The organism is Pseudomonas sp. LM13 (assembly GCF_041381355.1).
Taxonomy (GTDB): Bacteria; Pseudomonadota; Gammaproteobacteria; order Pseudomonadales; family Pseudomonadaceae; genus Stutzerimonas; species Stutzerimonas frequens.
Window position 1 is genome coordinate 102,834 of the sequence record NZ_JACBXH010000008.1, and the last position, 18,193, is coordinate 121,026.

Below are 18,193 nucleotides of genomic sequence, written 5' to 3' on the forward strand. Positions count from 1 at the left end.
AACAGCCGCCGAGAAATCATCCTGGGCCGCCATGGCCTTAGCTGCTGAGCAGTTCCAGTACACGAGCGGCGAGGATCTCTATCGCGAACGGCTTGGTCAGGACCTGCATGCCCTCCCCAAGCGAGCTGTTGCCCAGGGCTGCGCTTTCCGCATAGCCGGTGATGAACAGCGTCTTGAGACCTGGTCGGACCTGTCTTCCAGCGTCGGCCATCTGCCGCCCGTTCATTCCGCCCGGCAACCCGACATCGGTGATCAACAGATCGATCGCAACATCCGACTGCAGCAGCTTCAGCCCAGCGAGGCTGTCCGCCGCCTCGATCAATGTGTAGCCGAGATCGCCAAGCACATCGGTCAGCAGCAGGCGTACAGTCGGTTCGTCGTCGACGATCAGGATGGTCGCACAGGCTCCGGCCAGGGTCGCGCCGCTGCCGCCCGGGGTTGCGGCAGCGGCGCCTGCCTGACCGTGATAGCGCGGCAGGTAGATGGTCATCGAGGTGCCTTGGCCCACTTCCGAGCTGACACGCACCTGCCCCCCCGACTGTTTGGCGAAACCGTAGATCATCGAAAGCCCGAGCCCTGTGCCTTCACCGATCGGCTTGGTGGTAAAGAACGGATCGAACGCCTTGGCCATCACACCAGGCGTCATTCCCGTGCCGGTATCGCTCACCGACAGCGAGAGGTATTGCCCGGCGGGCAGCTCTTGCGCCTGCGCAGCGTCCGGCCCGAGCCAGCGATTGGCCGTCTCGATGGTGATGCGTCCGCCGTCTGGCATGGCGTCACGCGAGTTGATGCAGAGATTGAGAATGGCGTTCTCCAGCTGGCTGGCATCTACCGACACGGGCCAGAGAAAGGGAGCGCTGATGGTCTCGACGAGGATGCTCGGGCCCACCGTGCGCTGGATCAGCTCGGTCATGCCATCCACCAGGACACTCACGTCAAGCGGCCGCGGATCCAGAGTCTGCCGCCGGGAGAACGCCAGCAGCCGGTGGGTCAGCGCCGCGGCACGCTTGGCCGCGCCCTGGGCCGCCAGCATGTACCTGTCGATATCGCTCAGCCGGCCCTGGGCGATCCGCATGCTCATGAGTTCCAACGCGCCGCTGATGCCCGCCAGCAGGTTGTTGAAGTCATGCGCCAGACCGCCAGTCAGCTGCCCCACCGCCTCCATCTTCTGCGACTGGCGCAGCTTTTCCTCGGCGTGGATCAACTCGGCCGTCCGTTCGGCGACGCGCTGCTCAAGGGTGTCGTTCAGCGCTCGCAGCGCTGCGGTGGCACGGTCACGCTCGGCCTTGATGGAGCGTCGGTCCTCGACATCGATGAGCACGCCCGGAAAGCTCAGCGCAGTGCCGTCCGGGCCATGATCGACACGGCCATTGGCCTCGATCCAGTAGTAACGACCATCGGCGCGACGTACTCGGTATTGGTGTGCGTAGGCCCCACCGCGGGCAATAGCCTCGTCGATTGCGGCGAGCAGCCCCGCTCTGTCTTCCGGATGGACCGTCGTGATGACCTGTTCCAGGCCGAGCCCTTCGCGGCCAAGCCTAGGATCGAGGCCGAAGGCGCGAGCAAAACCGTCATCGACGGTGAACTGGTCCGTCTGCAGGTCCCAGTTCCAGGTGCCAATGATCGCCCCAGCCGCCAACGCCAGCTGGACGCGCTGGACGTTCTCGCGTGCCAGCGCTTCGCTGATGCGCAGACGATTCTCGGCATCCCGCCGCTCGGTAACGTCGTTGAACAGGATGGCGATCCGTCGCTCGCTGGGATCGCCGACCCGGACCGCCCGCACATCGAACCAGCGCTCGAACGCCCGCGCGTAGCTTTCGAAGTTGGCCGGCTCACCGGTCTTGGCGACATGGCCATAGGCTTCGAACCAGAACTGCTCCAGCTCCGGCGCGAATTCGGTGACCCATTTGCCGCGCAGATCGACGCCTGTCTGGCGTTCGAAAGCCGGGTTGACCTCGACGAAGCGGTAGTCCACGGGGCGGTCATCGGCGTCGAACTTGACCTGAACGATGGCAAAGGCCGCTTCGATGGTCTGCAGTATCGCGCTGAAACGCTCTTCGCTCTGGCGCAACGCCGCTTCGGCGGCACGTACGCGGGTCAGATCGAGCATTGCGCCAATCATGCGCACCGCCCGGCCCTGTGCCGTACGAATCACATGGCCGCGATCGAGGATCTCCGCGTATGTCCCATCCAGGCGCTGAAAACGATACTCGTCGGTCCAGGTCGTGCCACCGCCGTCGATGATCGCGTGGATCGATCGCCTGATCCGCTCACGATCCGCCGGGTGGATCTGCTCCAGCCACCATTGGCCGGACGTGTCGACAAACGCCAGCGGATACCCATAGGCCTGTTCCAGCGCCTCATTCCAGAGCACATGATCCGACTCGAGATCCCAATCCCAGACGGCATCACGGGGTGGCCTTGGCTGCCAGGCGATAGCGCATTTCGGAATCATCGGTGGTGCTGTCATTCAGCTTGGCGCGCAAGCGCACCACCTCAGCTACGAGCTCCTCGCGGGTAAGATTTTCCAGAAGTGTTCCCCTCGTCGATATCCATGATCAAGGGCGAACCGCTACCCATAATGTGGCGGCAATCAAAGCAAAAAAGGCCAGGTTTTGCACATCCGATATCGCCGAAAGCCGCTCATCGACTGGCGCAGCGCGCGCGAACTTTTCGCCGCAACGGCTGTCATTCAGCTGATGCGCCATACGGAGCGGCGACTGCGCGCTCGATTTCCGCGCCTTGTGTCTCGGGCTCCCGACTAGGGTCGCCGCCCCGCCGGCTGTGTCCAACGTGCCTGTCGTCCGGTATCGACAGCGCCCCAAAGGGCCAGGTGCAGCCAACCTCAGTGCCCCGCCCCGGGACTAACTCTTATTTCAATATCGCGAATCCTTCATGCCCATATCTCTTCATCCTTCTGCCCTGCTTTCCCGCCTTACCTCCTCCCGGTCGTGCAAGTGGATCGGCGCCGGCCTATTCGGCGCCATGCTGGTCGCCGGGCCGGCCCATTCCCAAGAGCCCACCGACAACACACGCTGGGTCAGCGACAGCCTGAACACCTATGTACGTAGCGGTCCAACCGATGGCTATCGCATCGTCGGTACGCTGACCTCCGGGCAAAAGGTCGAACTGATCAGCACCCAGGGCGACTACAGCCAGGTCCGCTCGGAGTCGGGCTCAACCGTCTGGATTCCCAGCAGCGAGTTGCAGGAAGTCCCGGGCCAGGCCGAACGCCTACCGCAGCTCGAGCAACAAGTGGCTGAGCTGAGCGAAGAGCTCAAGACCATCGATGACAGCTGGCAACTGCGGGTACAGGGCATGCAGGAGACCCTCGATTCGCGCAAGGCGCTGATCGACGAGCTCGAAGCCCGCCGCGCCGCGCTCGAAGCGTCTCTGACCGAAACCCAGTCCGAACTGCGCGCAACCCAGGCCCGTCTCGGTGACGAGAACAAGCAGATGCTCATGCAGTACATGATCTATGGCGGCAGCATCGCCGGTGCCGGGTTGCTGGTTGGGCTGATCCTGCCGTCGCTGACCCGCGGCCGCAAACGCAACGACCGCTGGCTCTGAGCGGGTCAGGCCAGGTAAGTGCCAAGCAGGTAGTAGAGGGCAGCCGCGAGCAGCGTGCTGCCTGTTACCGTTGCAGCGGCATTGACTTGGCATACCTGCCCGCCCATGGCGGTCGGTCATTCTTGCGGCAGACGGACCGTGCAGCTCTGTAGCTGGCAGGAGCCGCCCGATTCGGCACCGATTGCCCTAGCCAGCTGGCGGAGCCAAACGATCTGCAGCCTGCCCGCCCGGGCGCATTCTTGAGCCGCTCCGTTCGTCAAACCGCCATCGCTTAAGCCCCACGCGCCGACTATGCTTTGCTCAGACACTGCTAGGAAGCCAGGCACACATGGGCGCAGTATGGCGGTCCGACAAGACATCCCAGGATGGGCGTTATCAGCGCGCCCCCTCACCGGCCTCATCCCGTAACTCAGCCAAATCCCGCCGCAAGACAGCACGGCGGCTGGCGCTGGTTGTCGGGGGTTTTCTGCTGGCCGGTGGCGGCTACCTTGGCTGGCAGGAGCTGGAAAGCTCTCGTTGGCAATCCCATTGGCTGAGTCGCTACGCAGCCGATCTGGATTACAGCGTGCGACCCGGGCCCAGCGCCCGTATCCAGTTTCCGACGGATGGCCCCTTCGATCGCCGGCTGGGTTACGTCGACCTGCCGCACTTCATCGAGCGCCTGGTGCAGCGCAATTTCCGCATCGAGGAGCAAGCCCGCTTCTCGCGCGCGCTGCTGGATTACACCAGCCGCGGTTTTTTCCCGCCCTACCCCGAGCAATCCCAGGCCGGACTGACGATCAACGACTGTCGTGGCGTACCGCTCTATACCAACAGCTATCCGCGCCAGTACTACGAGCGCTTCGAAGACATTCCGCCGCTGGTGGTGATGAGCCTGCTGTTCATCGAGGACCGCGGGCTGCTGGACGCCAGCCGGCCGAACGCCAACCCGGCGGTGGACTGGCCGCGCTTCACCAAGGCGGCCATCAGCCAGCTGGAAAAACGCCTGGGCCTCGGCGGCCAGGCGGCGGGCGGCAGCACCCTGGCCACTCAGGTGGAAAAGTACCGACACTCCCCCGAAGGGCGCACCGGCGACCCGCAAGAAAAGATCCGGCAGATGATCTCGGCCAGCATCCGGACCTACCGCGAAGGGCCGCAGACGCTCGCCACCCGCCAGCGCATCGTGCGTGACTACCTCAACAGCGTGCCGCTTTCCGCCGCGCCGGGGCACGGCGAGGTGCACGGCATCGCCGACGGCCTGCGGCTGTGGTTCGGCGCCGACTTCCGCGAGGTCAACCGCCTGCACGATCCGCGTGCCGTCAGCGTGGTCGATCCGCAGGCCCGCGGCCTCGCCCTGCGCCAGGTGCTCTCGCTGCTGATCGCCCAACGCCGGCCGTCGTATTACCTGGGCGCCGGTCGCGAGGAGATGGCTGATTTGACCGACAGCCACATCCGCCTGCTGGCCAATGGCGGTATCGTCGACCCGGCGCTGCGCGATGCGGCACTTGCCCAGCGGGTGGTGGCCGACAACCCCAGCCGTGAGGAGGCGATTCGTCCCGTCGAGGCGACCAAGGGGATCACCGTTGCGCGCATGCGCCTGGCCGGCCTGCTCAGTCTGCCGCTGTACGACCTCGACCGGCTGGACCTCACGGCGAGCACACCGCTGCAGGGCGACCTGCAGCGGCAGATCAGCGAATACCTGGTGCGCCTGGCCGATCCTGCCTTCGCCGAATCGGTCGGCCTGTTTGGCGATCGCATGCTCTCGCCGGAAAAGACCGCTGATGTGCGCTACAGCTTCACCTTGTTCGAGCGCGGCGATGAAGGATTCCGCGTGCGCGTGCAGACCGACAACACCAACCAGCCATTCGACATCAACGAAGGCAGCAAGCTGGAGCTGGGCTCGACCGCCAAGCTGCGGGTACTGACTACCTACTTGGAAGTCATCGCCGAGCTGCACCAGCGCTATTCCGAACTCAGCCCGAGCGAACTGCGCAAGATCGATGCGCGTGCCAATCTCAGTCGCTGGGCCATCGACTACCTGGCAACCAACAGCGACCGCAGCCTGGACCGCATGCTCGATGCCGCACTGGAGCGCCGCTACTCGGCGAGCCCGGCCGAGCGCTTCTTCACCGGCGCCGGCATGCACCGTTTCGGCAACTTCCGCCGCGAGGACGACGGCCGTATTCCCACGGTGCGCGAATCGCTGCGCGAGTCGATCAATCTGCCGTTCGTGCGCCTGATGCGCGATCTGGTCAGCTACAGCACTTACGAGACCATCAACAGCGCCGAGCTGCTCAAAGACGACAAGGACCCCCGCCGCCAGGAGTACCTGACCCGTTTCGCCGACCGCGAGGGCTCGGTGTTTCTGCAGCGCTTCTGGAAGAAGTACCGCAACAAGAGCACCAACGAGCGGATCGAAACCTTTCTCCAGGGCATGCGCCCGACGTCCGTACGCCTGGCCGCCGTGCATCGCTACCTGATGCCGGACGCCGAGCGCGAAGTATTCGATCACTTCCTCAGGCAGCACCTGCCGGATGCCGATCTCAGCGACAAGAAGCTGGATGAGCTCTACACGCGCTATGGCCCAGGCGCCTACAGCCTGCCCGATCAGGCCTATATCGCCCGCACCCATCCGCTCGACCTGTGGCTGCTCGGCTACCTGATCGCCAACCCGCAGGCGACGCTGTCCGACGTGGTCACCAACAGCCGCGCCGAACGCCAGGAAGTCTACGGCTGGCTGTTCCGCAGCCGGCACAAGAGCGCACGCGATAGCCGCATCCGCATCATGCTGGAAGTGGAAGCCTTCACCGATATCCATCGCCGCTGGCAGCGCCTGGGCTATCCGTTCGACAACCTGGTGCCTTCGCTGGCCACCGCGCTTGGCAGCTCCGGAGACCGGCCGGCGGCGCTGGCCGAGCTGATGGGCATCATCCTCAACGACGGTGTCCGCCTGCCCAGCGTGCGTGTCGACAACCTGCACTTCGCGCAGGGCACGCCCTACGAGACACGCCTGGGGTTCGTCGCCGGCAACGGTCAGCGGGTGATGCCGGTGGAAGTGGCGCGCGCGCTGCAGGACGCACTGGCCAATGTGGTCGAAGGCGGAACGGCGAGGCGTCTGCAAGGCACCTTCGTCACCGACGATGGCACTCCCCTGCGCCTCGGCGGGAAGACCGGCACCGGCGACAACCGCATCCAGAGCGTCGGCGCCGGCGGACGGCTGATCAGCTCGCTGGCGCTGAACCGCACCGCGACCTTCGTGTTCTACCTGGGGCCACGTCACTTTGGCACGCTGACAGCCTACGTGCCGGGGCGCGCCGCCGACAGTTTCCGCTTTACCTCGGCGTTGCCGGTACAGACGCTCAAGGGCATGGCGCCGATCCTGCAGCCGTACCTGCAAGGCGCGAACAGCCTGTGCCAGCCCGAGCATCTGCCGGCGCTGACCAGCGGCATGCTTTCAGCCGAGCACTGACGCACAGGGGAACGCCGGCGACCAGCTCAGCCCTCGGCAGCTCGTATCGCGCCGATGCACATGCAAACCCGCGCTCGTCCGCACGCTTCGCCTGTCAGCCTGTCGAACGCCATGGCGCTTGCACTCCAACAGGAGTGCAAAGCCGGTTCGCCGAACTGATCGATCACCAAGAGAACGCCATGCTCGAAGGAATCTTGCTGGCCAGTACAGGCCTCCTGGCACTCGTCACGCTGCTGCCGCTCTGTCGGTACCGCGTCTGGTGGATACGGGTCTGGGAGTTTCCACGTCTGCAACTGGGCGCCCTACTGGCGCTGCTGCTGCTCGCGCAGGTGCTGTGGCTGGACTATGGCCAACCCTGGCATGGCCTGATGACGGCCGTGACCGTAGCCTGCCTGATCTACCAGCTGGCCTGGGTCGTACCCTACACACGCCCCTGGCGCAACGAGGTGCGCCGGGCCAAGGCGGACGCCACAGGGCCGCGCATTCGGGTGATGTCATCCAATGTGCTGGGGCCGAACCGGCAGTCTGATCGGCTGCTGGCACTGGTTCGCGAGTATCGCCCCGACGTGCTGGTGACCCTTGAGTCGGACCAGTGGTGGGAAACGCAGCTGGAGCAGCTGGCCGAGGAGTATCCGCACAGCATCCGCTGTCCGCTGGACAACCTCTACGGCATGCACGTCTTTTCACGTTTACCGCTGGAAGAACCGGAACTGTGCTATCTGGTGGAAGACGACGTCCCCTCCATGCATGCTCGGGTGCGTGTCAGCGACAACCTCGCGGTGCGCATGCATTTTCTGCATCCGGCACCGCCCAGCCCCACCGAGAACGACGAATCCACCGAGCGCGACGTCGAACTGCTGGTAGTGGCCAGAAGCATCCAGCACAGCGATGACCCGATCATCGTCTCTGGCGACCTCAACGATGTCGCCTGGTCGCCGACCACCCGCCTGTTCCGCAAGATCAGCGGGCTGCTGGACCCACGCGTGGGCCGCGGCATGTACAACACCTTCCATGCCCATCACTGGTTCCTGCGCTGGCCGCTGGACCACTTCTTTCACAGTGCGCACTTCCGTTTCGTCCGCCTGCTGCGCCTGCCGGACATCGGCTCCGATCATTTCCCGGTGTTCATCGAGGTGCAGTACGACCCGAAGCACACTGAAGAGCAGCAAGGGCTCGAGGCTGATCGTGATGACCAGCGGCAGGCCGCCGAGACCATAGCCGAAGAACCGGCAACGTCGCAGGATGTGCCACAACCCGAGGCCGGGCCGCGCCGCTGAGGGTTATCCCCGCTACGCGCAAGGCCTATACTGGACGAGACAGCGCTCACCGGTTCAGAAGAGAGGTTCCTTTGGCACCTGCATCCGATCGCCCCGCCATCACACCCGACACCCTGCGCGAACTGGCTTTCGACCAGTCGATTCGCTGGACCAGCCAGAACGATGACCTCTGGCAGCTGATCGACAACGACCTCTGGGCGCTGACCCGCAATCCCAGCCTGATCCTCAGCACAGTGCCGGAGCAGAAGCTGGAGGCGCTGCTGCGCCGCGTCGACTGCCACCGCCTAGTGGACGGCATCGTCAAGGCGCGCCAGGCGCGGCTGGAGCAGCCAACCTGGTTCGCCAGCCAGCAGTACGGCGAACGCCTCGCGCGAGTCGCCTACTTTTCCATGGAATACATGCTCAGCGAAGCCTTGCCGATCTACTCCGGCGGCCTCGGCAACGTCGCCGGGGACCAGCTCAAGGCCGCCAGCGACCTCGGCGTGCCGGTCACCGCGGTGGGCATGCTCTGGCAGCACGGCTACTTCCGCCAGAGCATCGGCCCGGACGGCCGACAGCAGGCGCTGTACCCGGTCAACGACACCCGGCAGATGCCCATCGAGCCGCTGCATGACGCCAGCGGCGCGCCTCTGAGGCTGGCCATACAGCTGCCGGGGTTGCAGATCTGGCTGCGCGGCTGGCAGGCCCGGGTCGGCCTCAATCGCCTGCTGCTGCTCGATACCAATGACCCCGCCAATCCACCCATCGCGCGGCTGATCGCCAGCGAACTCTATGGCGGCGACAACGAGATGCGCCTGCGCCAGGAACTGGTGCTGGGCATCGGCGGCTGGCGCTTGCTGGAAGCCGCCGGCCTGCAGCCCGATGTGCTCCACCTGAACGATGGCCATGCAGCATTCGCCGTGCTGGAGCGGGCGCGCAGCCATATGGCCCGGGAGCGGGTCTCCTTCGCCGTGGCCCTCAATGCGACGCGCGCCGGCAATCTGTTCACCACCCATACACCGGTCGAAGCCGGCTTCGATCGCTTTCCGCCCGAGCTGGTGAGCCAGTATCTGGAGCGCTATGCCGAATACGAGCTGGGCATTTCCATGCAGACGCTGCTGGCCATGGGGCGCAAGCAGCCGCAGGACTCCCACGAGCCGTTCAACATGGCCTACCTGGCCACCCGCGGGGCGGGCGCAGTCAATGCGGTCAGCCAGCTGCACGGCCATACCAGCCGCTACATCTTCCGCGAGCTGTATCCGCGCTGGCCTCTGGCGGCGGTACCGGTCGGGCACGTCACCAATGGCATCCACCTGCCGACCTGGGTATCGCCGGATGCCGAAGCACACTGGTACGAATTGCACGGCGACGAGATTCCCTGGCGCGGCACCGACGCGTCCTCGGTGGACGAACTGCTGGCCCGGGTCGACGACCGCTGGCTGTGGCAGATCCGCCAGCATGCTCGCAACGAACTGCTCGGCTTTGTGCGCAGCCATCTGGCCCGCAGCCTGGCCGTGCACGGCGCTTCACCGGCAGAAATCGAGGTAGCCGGTTCGCGCCTGCATCCGGAGCATCTGACCCTCGGCTTCGCCCGCCGCTTCGCCAGCTACAAGCGCCCGAACCTGCTACTGCAGGACCCTGAGCGATTGGCGCGCATCCTCAGCCATCCGGCCTATCCGGTGCAGCTGCTGGTGGCTGGCAAGGCGCACCCGGCCGACCGCGCCGGGCAGGCATTGCTCTCCGATTGGCAACGCTTCGCCGCGCGACCGGACATCGCCGGTCGTGTGGTTTTTCTCGAGGACTACGACATGCGTATCGCCCGGCACATGGTGCAAGGCGTCGATGTCTGGCTGAACACGCCACGGCGGCCATGGGAAGCAAGCGGCACCAGCGGCATGAAGGTGCTGGCCAACGGCGGCCTGAACCTGTCGCAGCTCGACGGCTGGTGGGCCGAGGCCTACGCCGCCGACCTCGGCTGGGCCGTGGGTGACGGCCTCGAACACCCAGCCGAACACGACGCAGTCGATGCCGAACAGCTTTACGCGCTGCTGGAAACCCAGGTGATCCCCAGCTTCTACGCCCGCGACACGGAAGGCCTGCCCACCGCCTGGGTGCAACGCATGCGGCGCAGCATGAGCGCGCTGGTCGAGCGTTTTTCCGCCGATCGAACCGTGCGCGAATACACCGAACGCTACTACTTGCCCATGGCGACGACCTTTCGCCGTCGCTGCGCCGAAGGTTCGGCGCTGGCCAGCGAGCTGGCGCACCAGCTCACCGGTCTGCGCAGCTACTGGCATGAACTGGCCTTCAGTGAGGTGCAGTGGAGCTGCGAGAACGGCCAGCTTCAGGTCGACGTCCGTCTGCATCTCGGCCATCTGGAACCGCGACAGATTGCCGTGCAGCTCTATGCCGAAGGCCGGGGCGAAGCTCCCGCCGAGGTCCATCCGCTCAACCTCATCGAACACGACGGTGCTTTCGCCAGCTACCACGGCCACTTGCCTGCCGACCGCTCGGCGGCGGATTACACCGCGCGGGTCATCCCTGGCAGCCAACTGGGGCTGTCTGTGCCGCTGGAGCTGGGGTTGATTCACTGGCAGCGATGAACGCCCGGAACGCCAGCGCAGCGGCGCAGTCCTCTATTAACCACTTGCCCTTCGAGGATGCGCAGATGATGAAGCAACTGTTCGATAAATCCGCCCCACAGAACGTCCACGGCTGGGAACGCGCCGCCTCGCTTGCCGGTGGGCTGGTAATGATGGGCAAAGGACTGCGTCGGGGCGGGCTGATCGGCTTGGCGGAGCTGGCCATGGGCGGCATGGCGCTGGCCCGTGGCATCAGCGGACGCTGCGAAGCCAAGCGCATGTTGACTGAAATGGAGAGCAAGCCAGCCCTGCCGAGCCAGCGCTACAGTCATATGCCGCTGGATTCGGAAGTCCACAGCCCGGACTTCAAGGGTGACAACGTGACATTGCCCGACAGCACACCGATGGGTCACGAGACGCGCGGCACGCCGCAGGTCTGAACCTCTGCAAGGTGGGCTGAAGCCCACCCTTTGCGCGCCGGGAGTCGGCGCCTGCCTCGCCGTACCGACGCCCGATCAAGCCTGCCCCAGCAACCGCCCCTGATTCTGCTGTGCCATCTCCTTGAGGTAGTCCCAGGTGGTGCGCATGCGCGCCAGGTCCTTGAACTCGATGGGCATCAGCATCCAGAAGGTGCGGGTAAAGCTGACCTCCTCTGGCAGCAGCAGTCGCAACCGTGGATCGGCATCGGCGGAAAACGCCGGCAGGATCGCGATCCCCGCCCCCATCGCCACGGCTTCCTGCTGCGCCAGCAGGCTGGTGCTGCGCAGCCCGACCGAGCGGGGATCGGCGATCCCATCGAGAAACAGCAGCTCCTTGCTGAACAGCAGGTCATCCACGTAGCTGACGAAGCGGTGCTCTGCCAGATCCTCGCGGCTGCGGATCGGCGGGTGTTCGTCGAGATACGCCGGCGACGCATATAGCCGCAGCACGTAGTCGGTCAGCCGGGTGATGATGAACGGTCCGCGCTCCGGGCGTTCCAGGGTGATGACGATGTCCGCCTCGTGACGCGACAGGCGCACCGCGCGCGGCAGCGCCAGCAGGTCGATGTTCAGGTGCGGATAGCGCCGGCTGAGCCCGGTGAGCTGGCCAGCGAGCATCACCGTGCCGTAACCCTCGGTGGCGCCGATGCGTACCTGCCCGGAAAGGCCATCGCCCATGCTGGGCAGTGAATGCTCGATGGCCACGCTGGCGCTTTCCATCGCTTCCACTCGCGGCAACAGGTTGCGCCCGGCTTCGGTGAGCTTGTAGCCACCCGGCTCGCGCAGGAACAGCTGTAGGCCGATGCTTTTTTCCAGCGCCTGCAGCCGGCGCGAGACCGTGGTGTGGTCGACCGCGAGCCGACGCGCCGCAGTCGTCAGCCGGCCCGCTCGGGCGACTTCGAGGAAATAGCGCAGATTGTCCCAGTCCATGGTTGCCGCCTCCAGCAGGTTCCTGTGCATTTATGCAGAGCGACTCTGCAGTCGATCGCATTGTAATGTGATTTTTTGCATTGCTACATTCAATGCAGCCCTCGCAGCCGTCCGCGAGCCAATAACAACAACAGTGCCTTTTCAGGCGGAGAGCCATATGACAACGTCCAACGCCATTCCTACCGTCAAACTGCTGATCGACGGTGAATTTATCGAATCGACCACCCAGGACTGGCGCGATGTCGTCAACCCGGCGACGCAGGAAATCCTGGCGCGCGTGCCGTTTGCGACCGCCGAGGAAATCGACCGCGCCGTCGCCAGCGCCCAGCAGGCCTTCAAGACCTGGCGCAAGACGCCGATCGGTGCGCGTGCGCACATCTTCCTCAAGTACCAGCAGCTGATCCGCGAGAACATGAAGGAGCTGGCGGCGATCCTCACTGCCGAACAGGGCAAGACCCTGGCCGATGCCGAGGGCGACGTGTTCCGCGGCCTGGAAGTGGTCGAGCACGCCGCCGGTATCGGCAACCTGCAGCTCGGCGAGCTGGCGAACAACGTCGCCGCCGGCGTCGATACCTATACCCTGCTGCAGCCGCTGGGCGTCTGCGCCGGCATCACCCCGTTCAACTTCCCGGCGATGATCCCGCTGTGGATGTTCCCAATGGCCATCGCCACCGGCAATAGCTTCGTCCTCAAGCCATCCGAGCAGGACCCGATGGTCACCATGCGCCTGTGCGAACTGGCGCTGGAAGCCGGGGTGCCGCCGGGTGTACTCAACGTGGTGCACGGCGGGCCGGACGTGGTGAACGCGATTTGCGACCACCCGGATATCAAGGCGGTGTCCTTCGTGGGCTCGACCAAGGTCGGTACCCACGTCTACAACCGCGCCAGCCAGGCCGGCAAGCGCGTGCAGTGCATGATGGGTGCGAAGAACCACGCCATCGTGCTGCCCGATGCGCACAAGGAGCAGACCCTCAACGCCATCGCCGGTGCCGCCTTCGGCGCGGCCGGCCAGCGCTGCATGGCGCTGTCGGTGGTGGTGCTGGTGGGTGAGGCGCAGGCCTGGATTCCCGATCTGGTAGCCAAGGCGCAGACCCTCAAGGTCAACGCCGGTGTCGAGGCTGGCACCGATGTCGGCCCGCTGGTTTCCTGCGCGGCGCTGGATCGCGTCAGCGGGCTGATCGAACGTGGTGTGCAGGAAGGAGCCAGGCTCGAACTCGATGGCCGTAACCCGAGCGTCAGCGGTTACGAGAACGGCAACTTCGTCGGCCCGACCCTGTTTTCCGGCGTCACCCCCTCGATGAGCATCTACCGCGAAGAAATCTTCGGCCCGGTCCTGTGCGTCATGGCGGCGGCGACCATGGACGAAGCCATCGAGCTGATCAACGCCAACCCGAATGGCAACGGCACCGCCATCTTCACCCGCTCCGGCGCGGCGGCGCGGCACTTCCAGGAAGAGATCGACGTGGGCCAGGTGGGCATCAACGTACCGATCCCTGTGCCGGTACCGATGTTCTCCTTCACTGGCTCCCGCGCTTCCAAGCTCGGCGACCTCGGCCCCTACGGCAAGCAGGTGGTGCAGTTCTACACCCAGACCAAGACCATCACCGAGCGCTGGTTCGACGAAAACGAGGTCGGCGGCCCGGTCAACACCACCATCAACCTGAAGTGACATCACCCACCGGGCCGGCGGACGCGCCGGCCCTCAAGGACGCTGAAATGACATTCGAAACCCTGCTCGTCGACATCCAGGAGCGCGTCGCGCTGATCACCCTCAACCGGCCGCAGGCGCTCAACGCGCTCAATGCGCAGCTGATCAGCGAGCTGAACCAGGCCCTGGGCCAGCTCGAGGCCGATCCGCAGATCGGCTGCATCGTGCTCACCGGCTCGGCCAAGGCGTTCGCCGCCGGCGCCGACATCAAGGAAATGGCCGAGCTGTCCTACCCGCAGGTCTATCTCGATGACCTCTTTGCCGAAGCTGACCGCATCGCCACGCGCCGCAAGCCGCTGATTGCCGCCGTCGCCGGTTACGCGCTGGGGGGCGGCTGCGAGCTGGCATTGCTCTGCGACATGATCTTCGCCGCCGATAACGCGCGTTTCGGCCAGCCGGAAGTCAACCTCGGCGTGCTGCCGGGCATTGGCGGCACCCAACGCCTGACCCGCGCAGTGGGCAAGGCCAAGGCGATGGACATGTGCCTGACCGGCCGCCAGATGGACGCCGCCGAAGCCGAGCGCGCCGGCCTGGTCGCGCGCGTATTCCCGGCCGAAAGCCTGCTGGAAGAAACCCTCAAGGCCGCCCGGGTGATCGCCGAGAAATCCCTGCCGGCCACCATGATGATCAAGGAAAGCGTCAACCGCGCCTTCGAGACCACGCTGGCCGAAGGCATCCGCTTCGAGCGTCGCGTGTTCCATGCGGTGTTCGCCACCGCCGATCAGAAGGAAGGCATGGCCGCGTTCAGCGAGAAGCGCAAGCCTGAGTTCACCAATCGCTAAGCCGCATCTGGCCATAACAACAAGAGGAAACACGCCATGCATATCGGATTCATCGGCCTGGGCAACATGGGCGCGCCCATGGCCCACAACCTGCTCAAGGCAGGCCACCAGCTCAGCGTATTCGACCTCAACGCCGCGGCCGTCGAAAACCTGGTCGGCGCCGGCGCGCTGCCGGTCGACTCCCCGACCGCCATCGCCCAGGGCAATGCCGAGCTGATCATCACCATGCTGCCAGCGGCGCCTCACGTGAAGAGCGTGTACCTGGGCGAGAACGGCCTGATCGCCAGCGCCCGTGCCGGTGTGATGCTGATCGACTGTTCGACCATCGATCCGCACAGTGCCCGTGAAGTGGCCAAGGCTGCCGCCGAGCATGGCAACCCGATGCTGGACGCACCGGTTTCCGGCGGCACCGGCGGTGCAGCAGCCGGAACCCTGACTTTCATGGTGGGTGGCAGCGATGCGGACTTCGATCGTGCACAACCGATTCTCGCGGCCATGGGCAAGAACATCGTGCACTGCGGTGCAGCCGGCAACGGCCAAGTGGCCAAGGTCGCCAACAACATGCTGCTGGGCATCTCCATGATCGGCGTCGCCGAGGCGATGGCGCTGGGCGTCGCGCTGGGTATGGATGCCAAGACCCTGGCCGGCGTGATCAACACCTCCAGCGGCCGCTGCTGGAGCTCGGATACCTACAACCCCTTCCCTGGCGTGCTGGACAACGTACCGGCCTCCCGCGGCTACAGCGGCGGCTTCGGCAGCGACCTGATGCTCAAGGATCTGGGCCTGGCCACCGAGGCCGCCAAGCAGGTGCGTCAGCCGGTGATCCTCGGCGCCCTCGCCCAGCAGCTCTACCAGAGTTTCAGCGCCCAGGGTCATGGCGGCCTGGACTTCTCGGCGATCATCAATCAGTACCGCAAGGACACCTGACCATGACTGCAACCGAACGCCCCGTGCTGGCCGCCGTACGCAACCACGTCGGCCACCTCACCCTCAACCGCCCGGCCGGGCTGAATGCGGTGACCCTGGAAATGGTCCGCCTGCTGCACCAGCAGCTCAGCGCCTGGGCTGCCGATCCGCAGATTCATGCCGTGGTACTGCGTGCCAATGGCGAAAAAGCCTTCTGCGCCGGCGGTGACATCCGTTCGCTGTACGACAGCTTCCAGCGCGGCGACACCGAGCACGAAACCTTCTTCGAGGAGGAATACGCCCTCGACCAGTACATCCATGCCTACCCGAAACCACTGCTGGCACTGATGGACGGTTTCGTCCTCGGCGGCGGCATGGGCCTGGTCCAGGGCGCGTCGCTGCGGGTGGTTACCGAGCGCGTGCGCATGGGTATGCCGGAAGTCGGCATCGGCTATTTCCCGGATGTGGGCGGCAGCTATTTCCTCTCGCGCCTGCCGGGTGAGCTTGGCACCTACATGGGCGTCACCGGCCTGCAGATCCGCGCCGCCGATGCGCTACACGTGGGCCTGGCGGACTGGTGCGTCAGCCACGACCAGATTGCCGAGCTGGATCGCTGCCTGGACCGCATGAGCTGGTCGGTCCATCCCCAGGAGGCGCTGCGCACCCTGGTGGCGACGCTGGGCAGCAACAAACTGCCGGGTTCCGAGCTGAAGACGTTGCATCAGGCCATCGACGAGCATTTCGGCAAAAGCGACGTGGCGGCGATCCGCGCATCGCTGGCCGCCGAGACACGCCCGGAGTTTGCCGACTGGGCCGAGGAAACGCTGAAAGTGCTCGACAGCCGCTCGCCGCTGGCCATGTGCGTCACCCTGGAGATGCTGCGTCGCGGCCGCGAACTGCCGCTGGCCGACTGCTTCGCTTTGGAACTGCACCTGGACCGCCAATGGTTCGCCAAGGGCGACATCATGGAAGGCGTGCGCGCGTTGATCATCGACAAGGACAAGTCACCGCGCTGGAATCCGCCGACGCTGGCAGAGGTCACGCCGGAGCGCGTCCAGGCGTTCTTCGACGGTTTCAAGGCCACCACAGGCAAGACCCGCCGCAGCGCCACGGCCTGAACCTCTTTTGCAGTACAACAACAAGAAGAGACCGCGCAATGCATGACCTCGAACTCAGCGAAGACCAACGCATGATCCGCGACATGGCGCGCGACTTCGCCCGCCGCGAGATCGCCCCCCATGCACAGGCCTGGGAAAAGGCCGGCTGGATCGACGACGCCCTGGTCGCCCAGATGGGCGAGCTTGGCCTGCTCGGCATGGTCGTCCCGGAAGAATGGGGCGGCAGCTATATCGACTACGTCGCCTACGCCCTGGCCGTGGAGGAAATCTCCGCCGGCGACGGCGCCACCGGCGCGCTGATGAGCATCCACAATTCGGTGGGCTGCGGCCCGGTGCTGAATTACGGCTCGCAGGCGCAGAAGGACGAGTGGCTGGCTGAACTGGCCAGCGGCCGCGCCATCGGCTGCTTCGCCCTCACCGAACCGCAGGCCGGCTCCGAGGCGCACAACCTGCGCACACGCGCCGAACTGGTGGACGGCCAGTGGGTGCTCAACGGCAGCAAGCAGTTCTGCAGCAATGCCAAGCGGGCGAAGTTGGCCATCGTCTTCGCGGCGACTGATCCGGATCTCGGCAAGAAGGGTCTTTCCGCATTTCTGGTTCCCACCGACACGCCCGGCTTTGCGGTGGAGCGCAGCGAACACAAGATGGGCATCCGCGCCTCGGACACCTGCGCGGTCTCGCTCAGCGACTGCCGAATCCCGCAGGCGAGCCTGCTTGGCGAACGCGGCAAGGGCCTGGCCATCGCATTGTCGAACCTCGAAGGCGGGCGTATCGGCATCGGAGCGCAAGCCCTGGGCATCGCCCGTGCGGCCTTCGAGGCGGCCCTGCTCTACGCGCGCGAGCGCGTGCAGTTCGGCAAGCCGATCGCCGAGCACCAGAGCATCGCCAACATGCTCGCCGACATGCAGACCCAGCTGAATGCGGCGCGCCTCTTGATCCTGCATGCCGCGCGGTTGAAGAGCGCCGGCCTGCCCTGCCTGTCCGAAGCCTCCCAGGCCAAGCTGTTCGCCTCGGAAATGGCCGAGAAGGTCTGCTCGCAGGCGGTGCAGATCCACGGTGGCTACGGCTACCTCGAGGACTACCCGGTCGAGCGCTACTACCGCGATGCCCGTATCACGCAGATTTACGAAGGTTCGAGCGAGATTCAGCGCCTGCTGATCGCACGGGAGCTGGCGAACTACGCGCTTTAGTAGATACGCCGCGAGGCTGGGGGCGTGAAGCTGCTGGGATCAGGAGCGCTTACTCCTTGCGGCGTTTGTTGGTGGGCTGAAGCCCACCCTACGGTGCATACAACAATGCAACGCCGGGTTCCCACCTAAGCGTCTACGGACTTGTAGGGTGGGCTTCAGCCCACCAATCCCACCTCCGCCCCGCCGGTAAATTCGCAACAACCGTTAACTGCGGCCAATAAAAA

The 18,193-nt window shown here is 65.3% G+C and carries 11 protein-coding genes and 1 pseudogene; 10 read left to right on the forward strand and 2 right to left on the reverse strand.

The window, feature by feature from the left end; genetic code table 11:
* Positions 1 to 37: 37 nt before the first annotated feature.
* Positions 38 to 2,444 (reverse strand): annotated as a pseudogene (locus HZR81_RS08515) (PAS domain-containing protein).
* A gap of 451 nt (positions 2,445 to 2,895) precedes the next feature.
* Between HZR81_RS08515 and HZR81_RS08520 the strand changes: the two are divergent.
* From HZR81_RS08520 to HZR81_RS08540, 5 genes are all read left to right on the forward strand, one after another.
* Positions 2,896 to 3,570 carry a TIGR04211 family SH3 domain-containing protein gene (locus HZR81_RS08520; protein WP_500127839.1) on the forward strand — a complete coding sequence of 225 codons (675 nt, stop codon included), beginning with the start codon at positions 2,896 to 2,898 and terminating at the stop codon, positions 3,568 to 3,570.
* 328 nt (positions 3,571 to 3,898) lie between these two features.
* Positions 3,899 to 7,018 (forward strand): transglycosylase domain-containing protein, encoded by a 3,120-nt coding sequence (locus tag HZR81_RS08525; RefSeq protein WP_500127840.1) that lies wholly within the window; start codon positions 3,899 to 3,901, stop codon positions 7,016 to 7,018.
* Positions 7,019 to 7,197: 179 nt separating this feature from the next.
* Positions 7,198 to 8,295 carry an endonuclease/exonuclease/phosphatase family protein gene (locus HZR81_RS08530; protein ID WP_500127841.1) on the forward strand — a complete coding sequence of 366 codons (1,098 nt, stop codon included), beginning with the start codon at positions 7,198 to 7,200 and terminating at the stop codon, positions 8,293 to 8,295.
* A 71-nt stretch (positions 8,296 to 8,366) separates the two neighbouring features.
* The gene (gene glgP / locus HZR81_RS08535) at positions 8,367 to 10,877 is read left to right on the forward strand and encodes an alpha-glucan family phosphorylase (RefSeq protein ID WP_500127842.1); all 2,511 of its coding nucleotides are present in this window, start codon (positions 8,367 to 8,369) and stop codon (positions 10,875 to 10,877) included.
* Between the two features lie 65 nt (positions 10,878 to 10,942).
* On the forward strand, positions 10,943 to 11,296 hold the full coding sequence (locus tag HZR81_RS08540) for a YgaP family membrane protein (RefSeq protein WP_014596560.1): 354 nt from the start codon (positions 10,943 to 10,945) through the stop codon (positions 11,294 to 11,296).
* A gap of 75 nt (positions 11,297 to 11,371) precedes the next feature.
* Here HZR81_RS08540 and HZR81_RS08545 read toward each other — a convergent pair whose 3' ends face one another.
* On the reverse strand, positions 11,372 to 12,265 hold the full coding sequence (locus HZR81_RS08545) for a LysR family transcriptional regulator (RefSeq protein WP_014596559.1): 894 nt from the start codon (positions 12,263 to 12,265) through the stop codon (positions 11,372 to 11,374).
* 157 nt (positions 12,266 to 12,422) lie between these two features.
* On the opposite strand from HZR81_RS08545, the gene HZR81_RS08550 reads away from it, so the two are divergent.
* The 5 genes from HZR81_RS08550 to HZR81_RS08570 are packed head-to-tail and all read left to right on the forward strand — an operon-like array spanning position 12,423 to position 17,969.
* Entirely contained in the window at positions 12,423 to 13,934 is a 1,512-nt protein-coding gene (locus HZR81_RS08550; protein WP_500127843.1) for a CoA-acylating methylmalonate-semialdehyde dehydrogenase, read from the forward strand.
* Positions 13,935 to 13,981: 47 nt separating this feature from the next.
* A complete protein-coding gene (locus HZR81_RS08555) occupies positions 13,982 to 14,755 on the forward strand; it encodes an enoyl-CoA hydratase (protein ID WP_003281982.1) in 774 nt (257 codons plus the stop codon).
* Positions 14,756 to 14,791: 36 nt separating this feature from the next.
* On the forward strand, positions 14,792 to 15,682 hold the full coding sequence (mmsB, locus tag HZR81_RS08560; RefSeq protein WP_017244971.1) for a 3-hydroxyisobutyrate dehydrogenase: 891 nt from the start codon (positions 14,792 to 14,794) through the stop codon (positions 15,680 to 15,682).
* 2 nt (positions 15,683 to 15,684) lie between these two features.
* Positions 15,685 to 16,779 carry an enoyl-CoA hydratase/isomerase family protein gene (locus tag HZR81_RS08565; RefSeq protein ID WP_500127844.1) on the forward strand — a complete coding sequence of 365 codons (1,095 nt, stop codon included), beginning with the start codon at positions 15,685 to 15,687 and terminating at the stop codon, positions 16,777 to 16,779.
* A gap of 38 nt (positions 16,780 to 16,817) precedes the next feature.
* Complete coding sequence (locus tag HZR81_RS08570; RefSeq protein WP_500127845.1) at positions 16,818 to 17,969, forward strand: acyl-CoA dehydrogenase family protein; 1,152 nt, start codon at positions 16,818 to 16,820, stop codon at positions 17,967 to 17,969.
* Positions 17,970 to 18,193 lie beyond the last annotated feature (224 nt).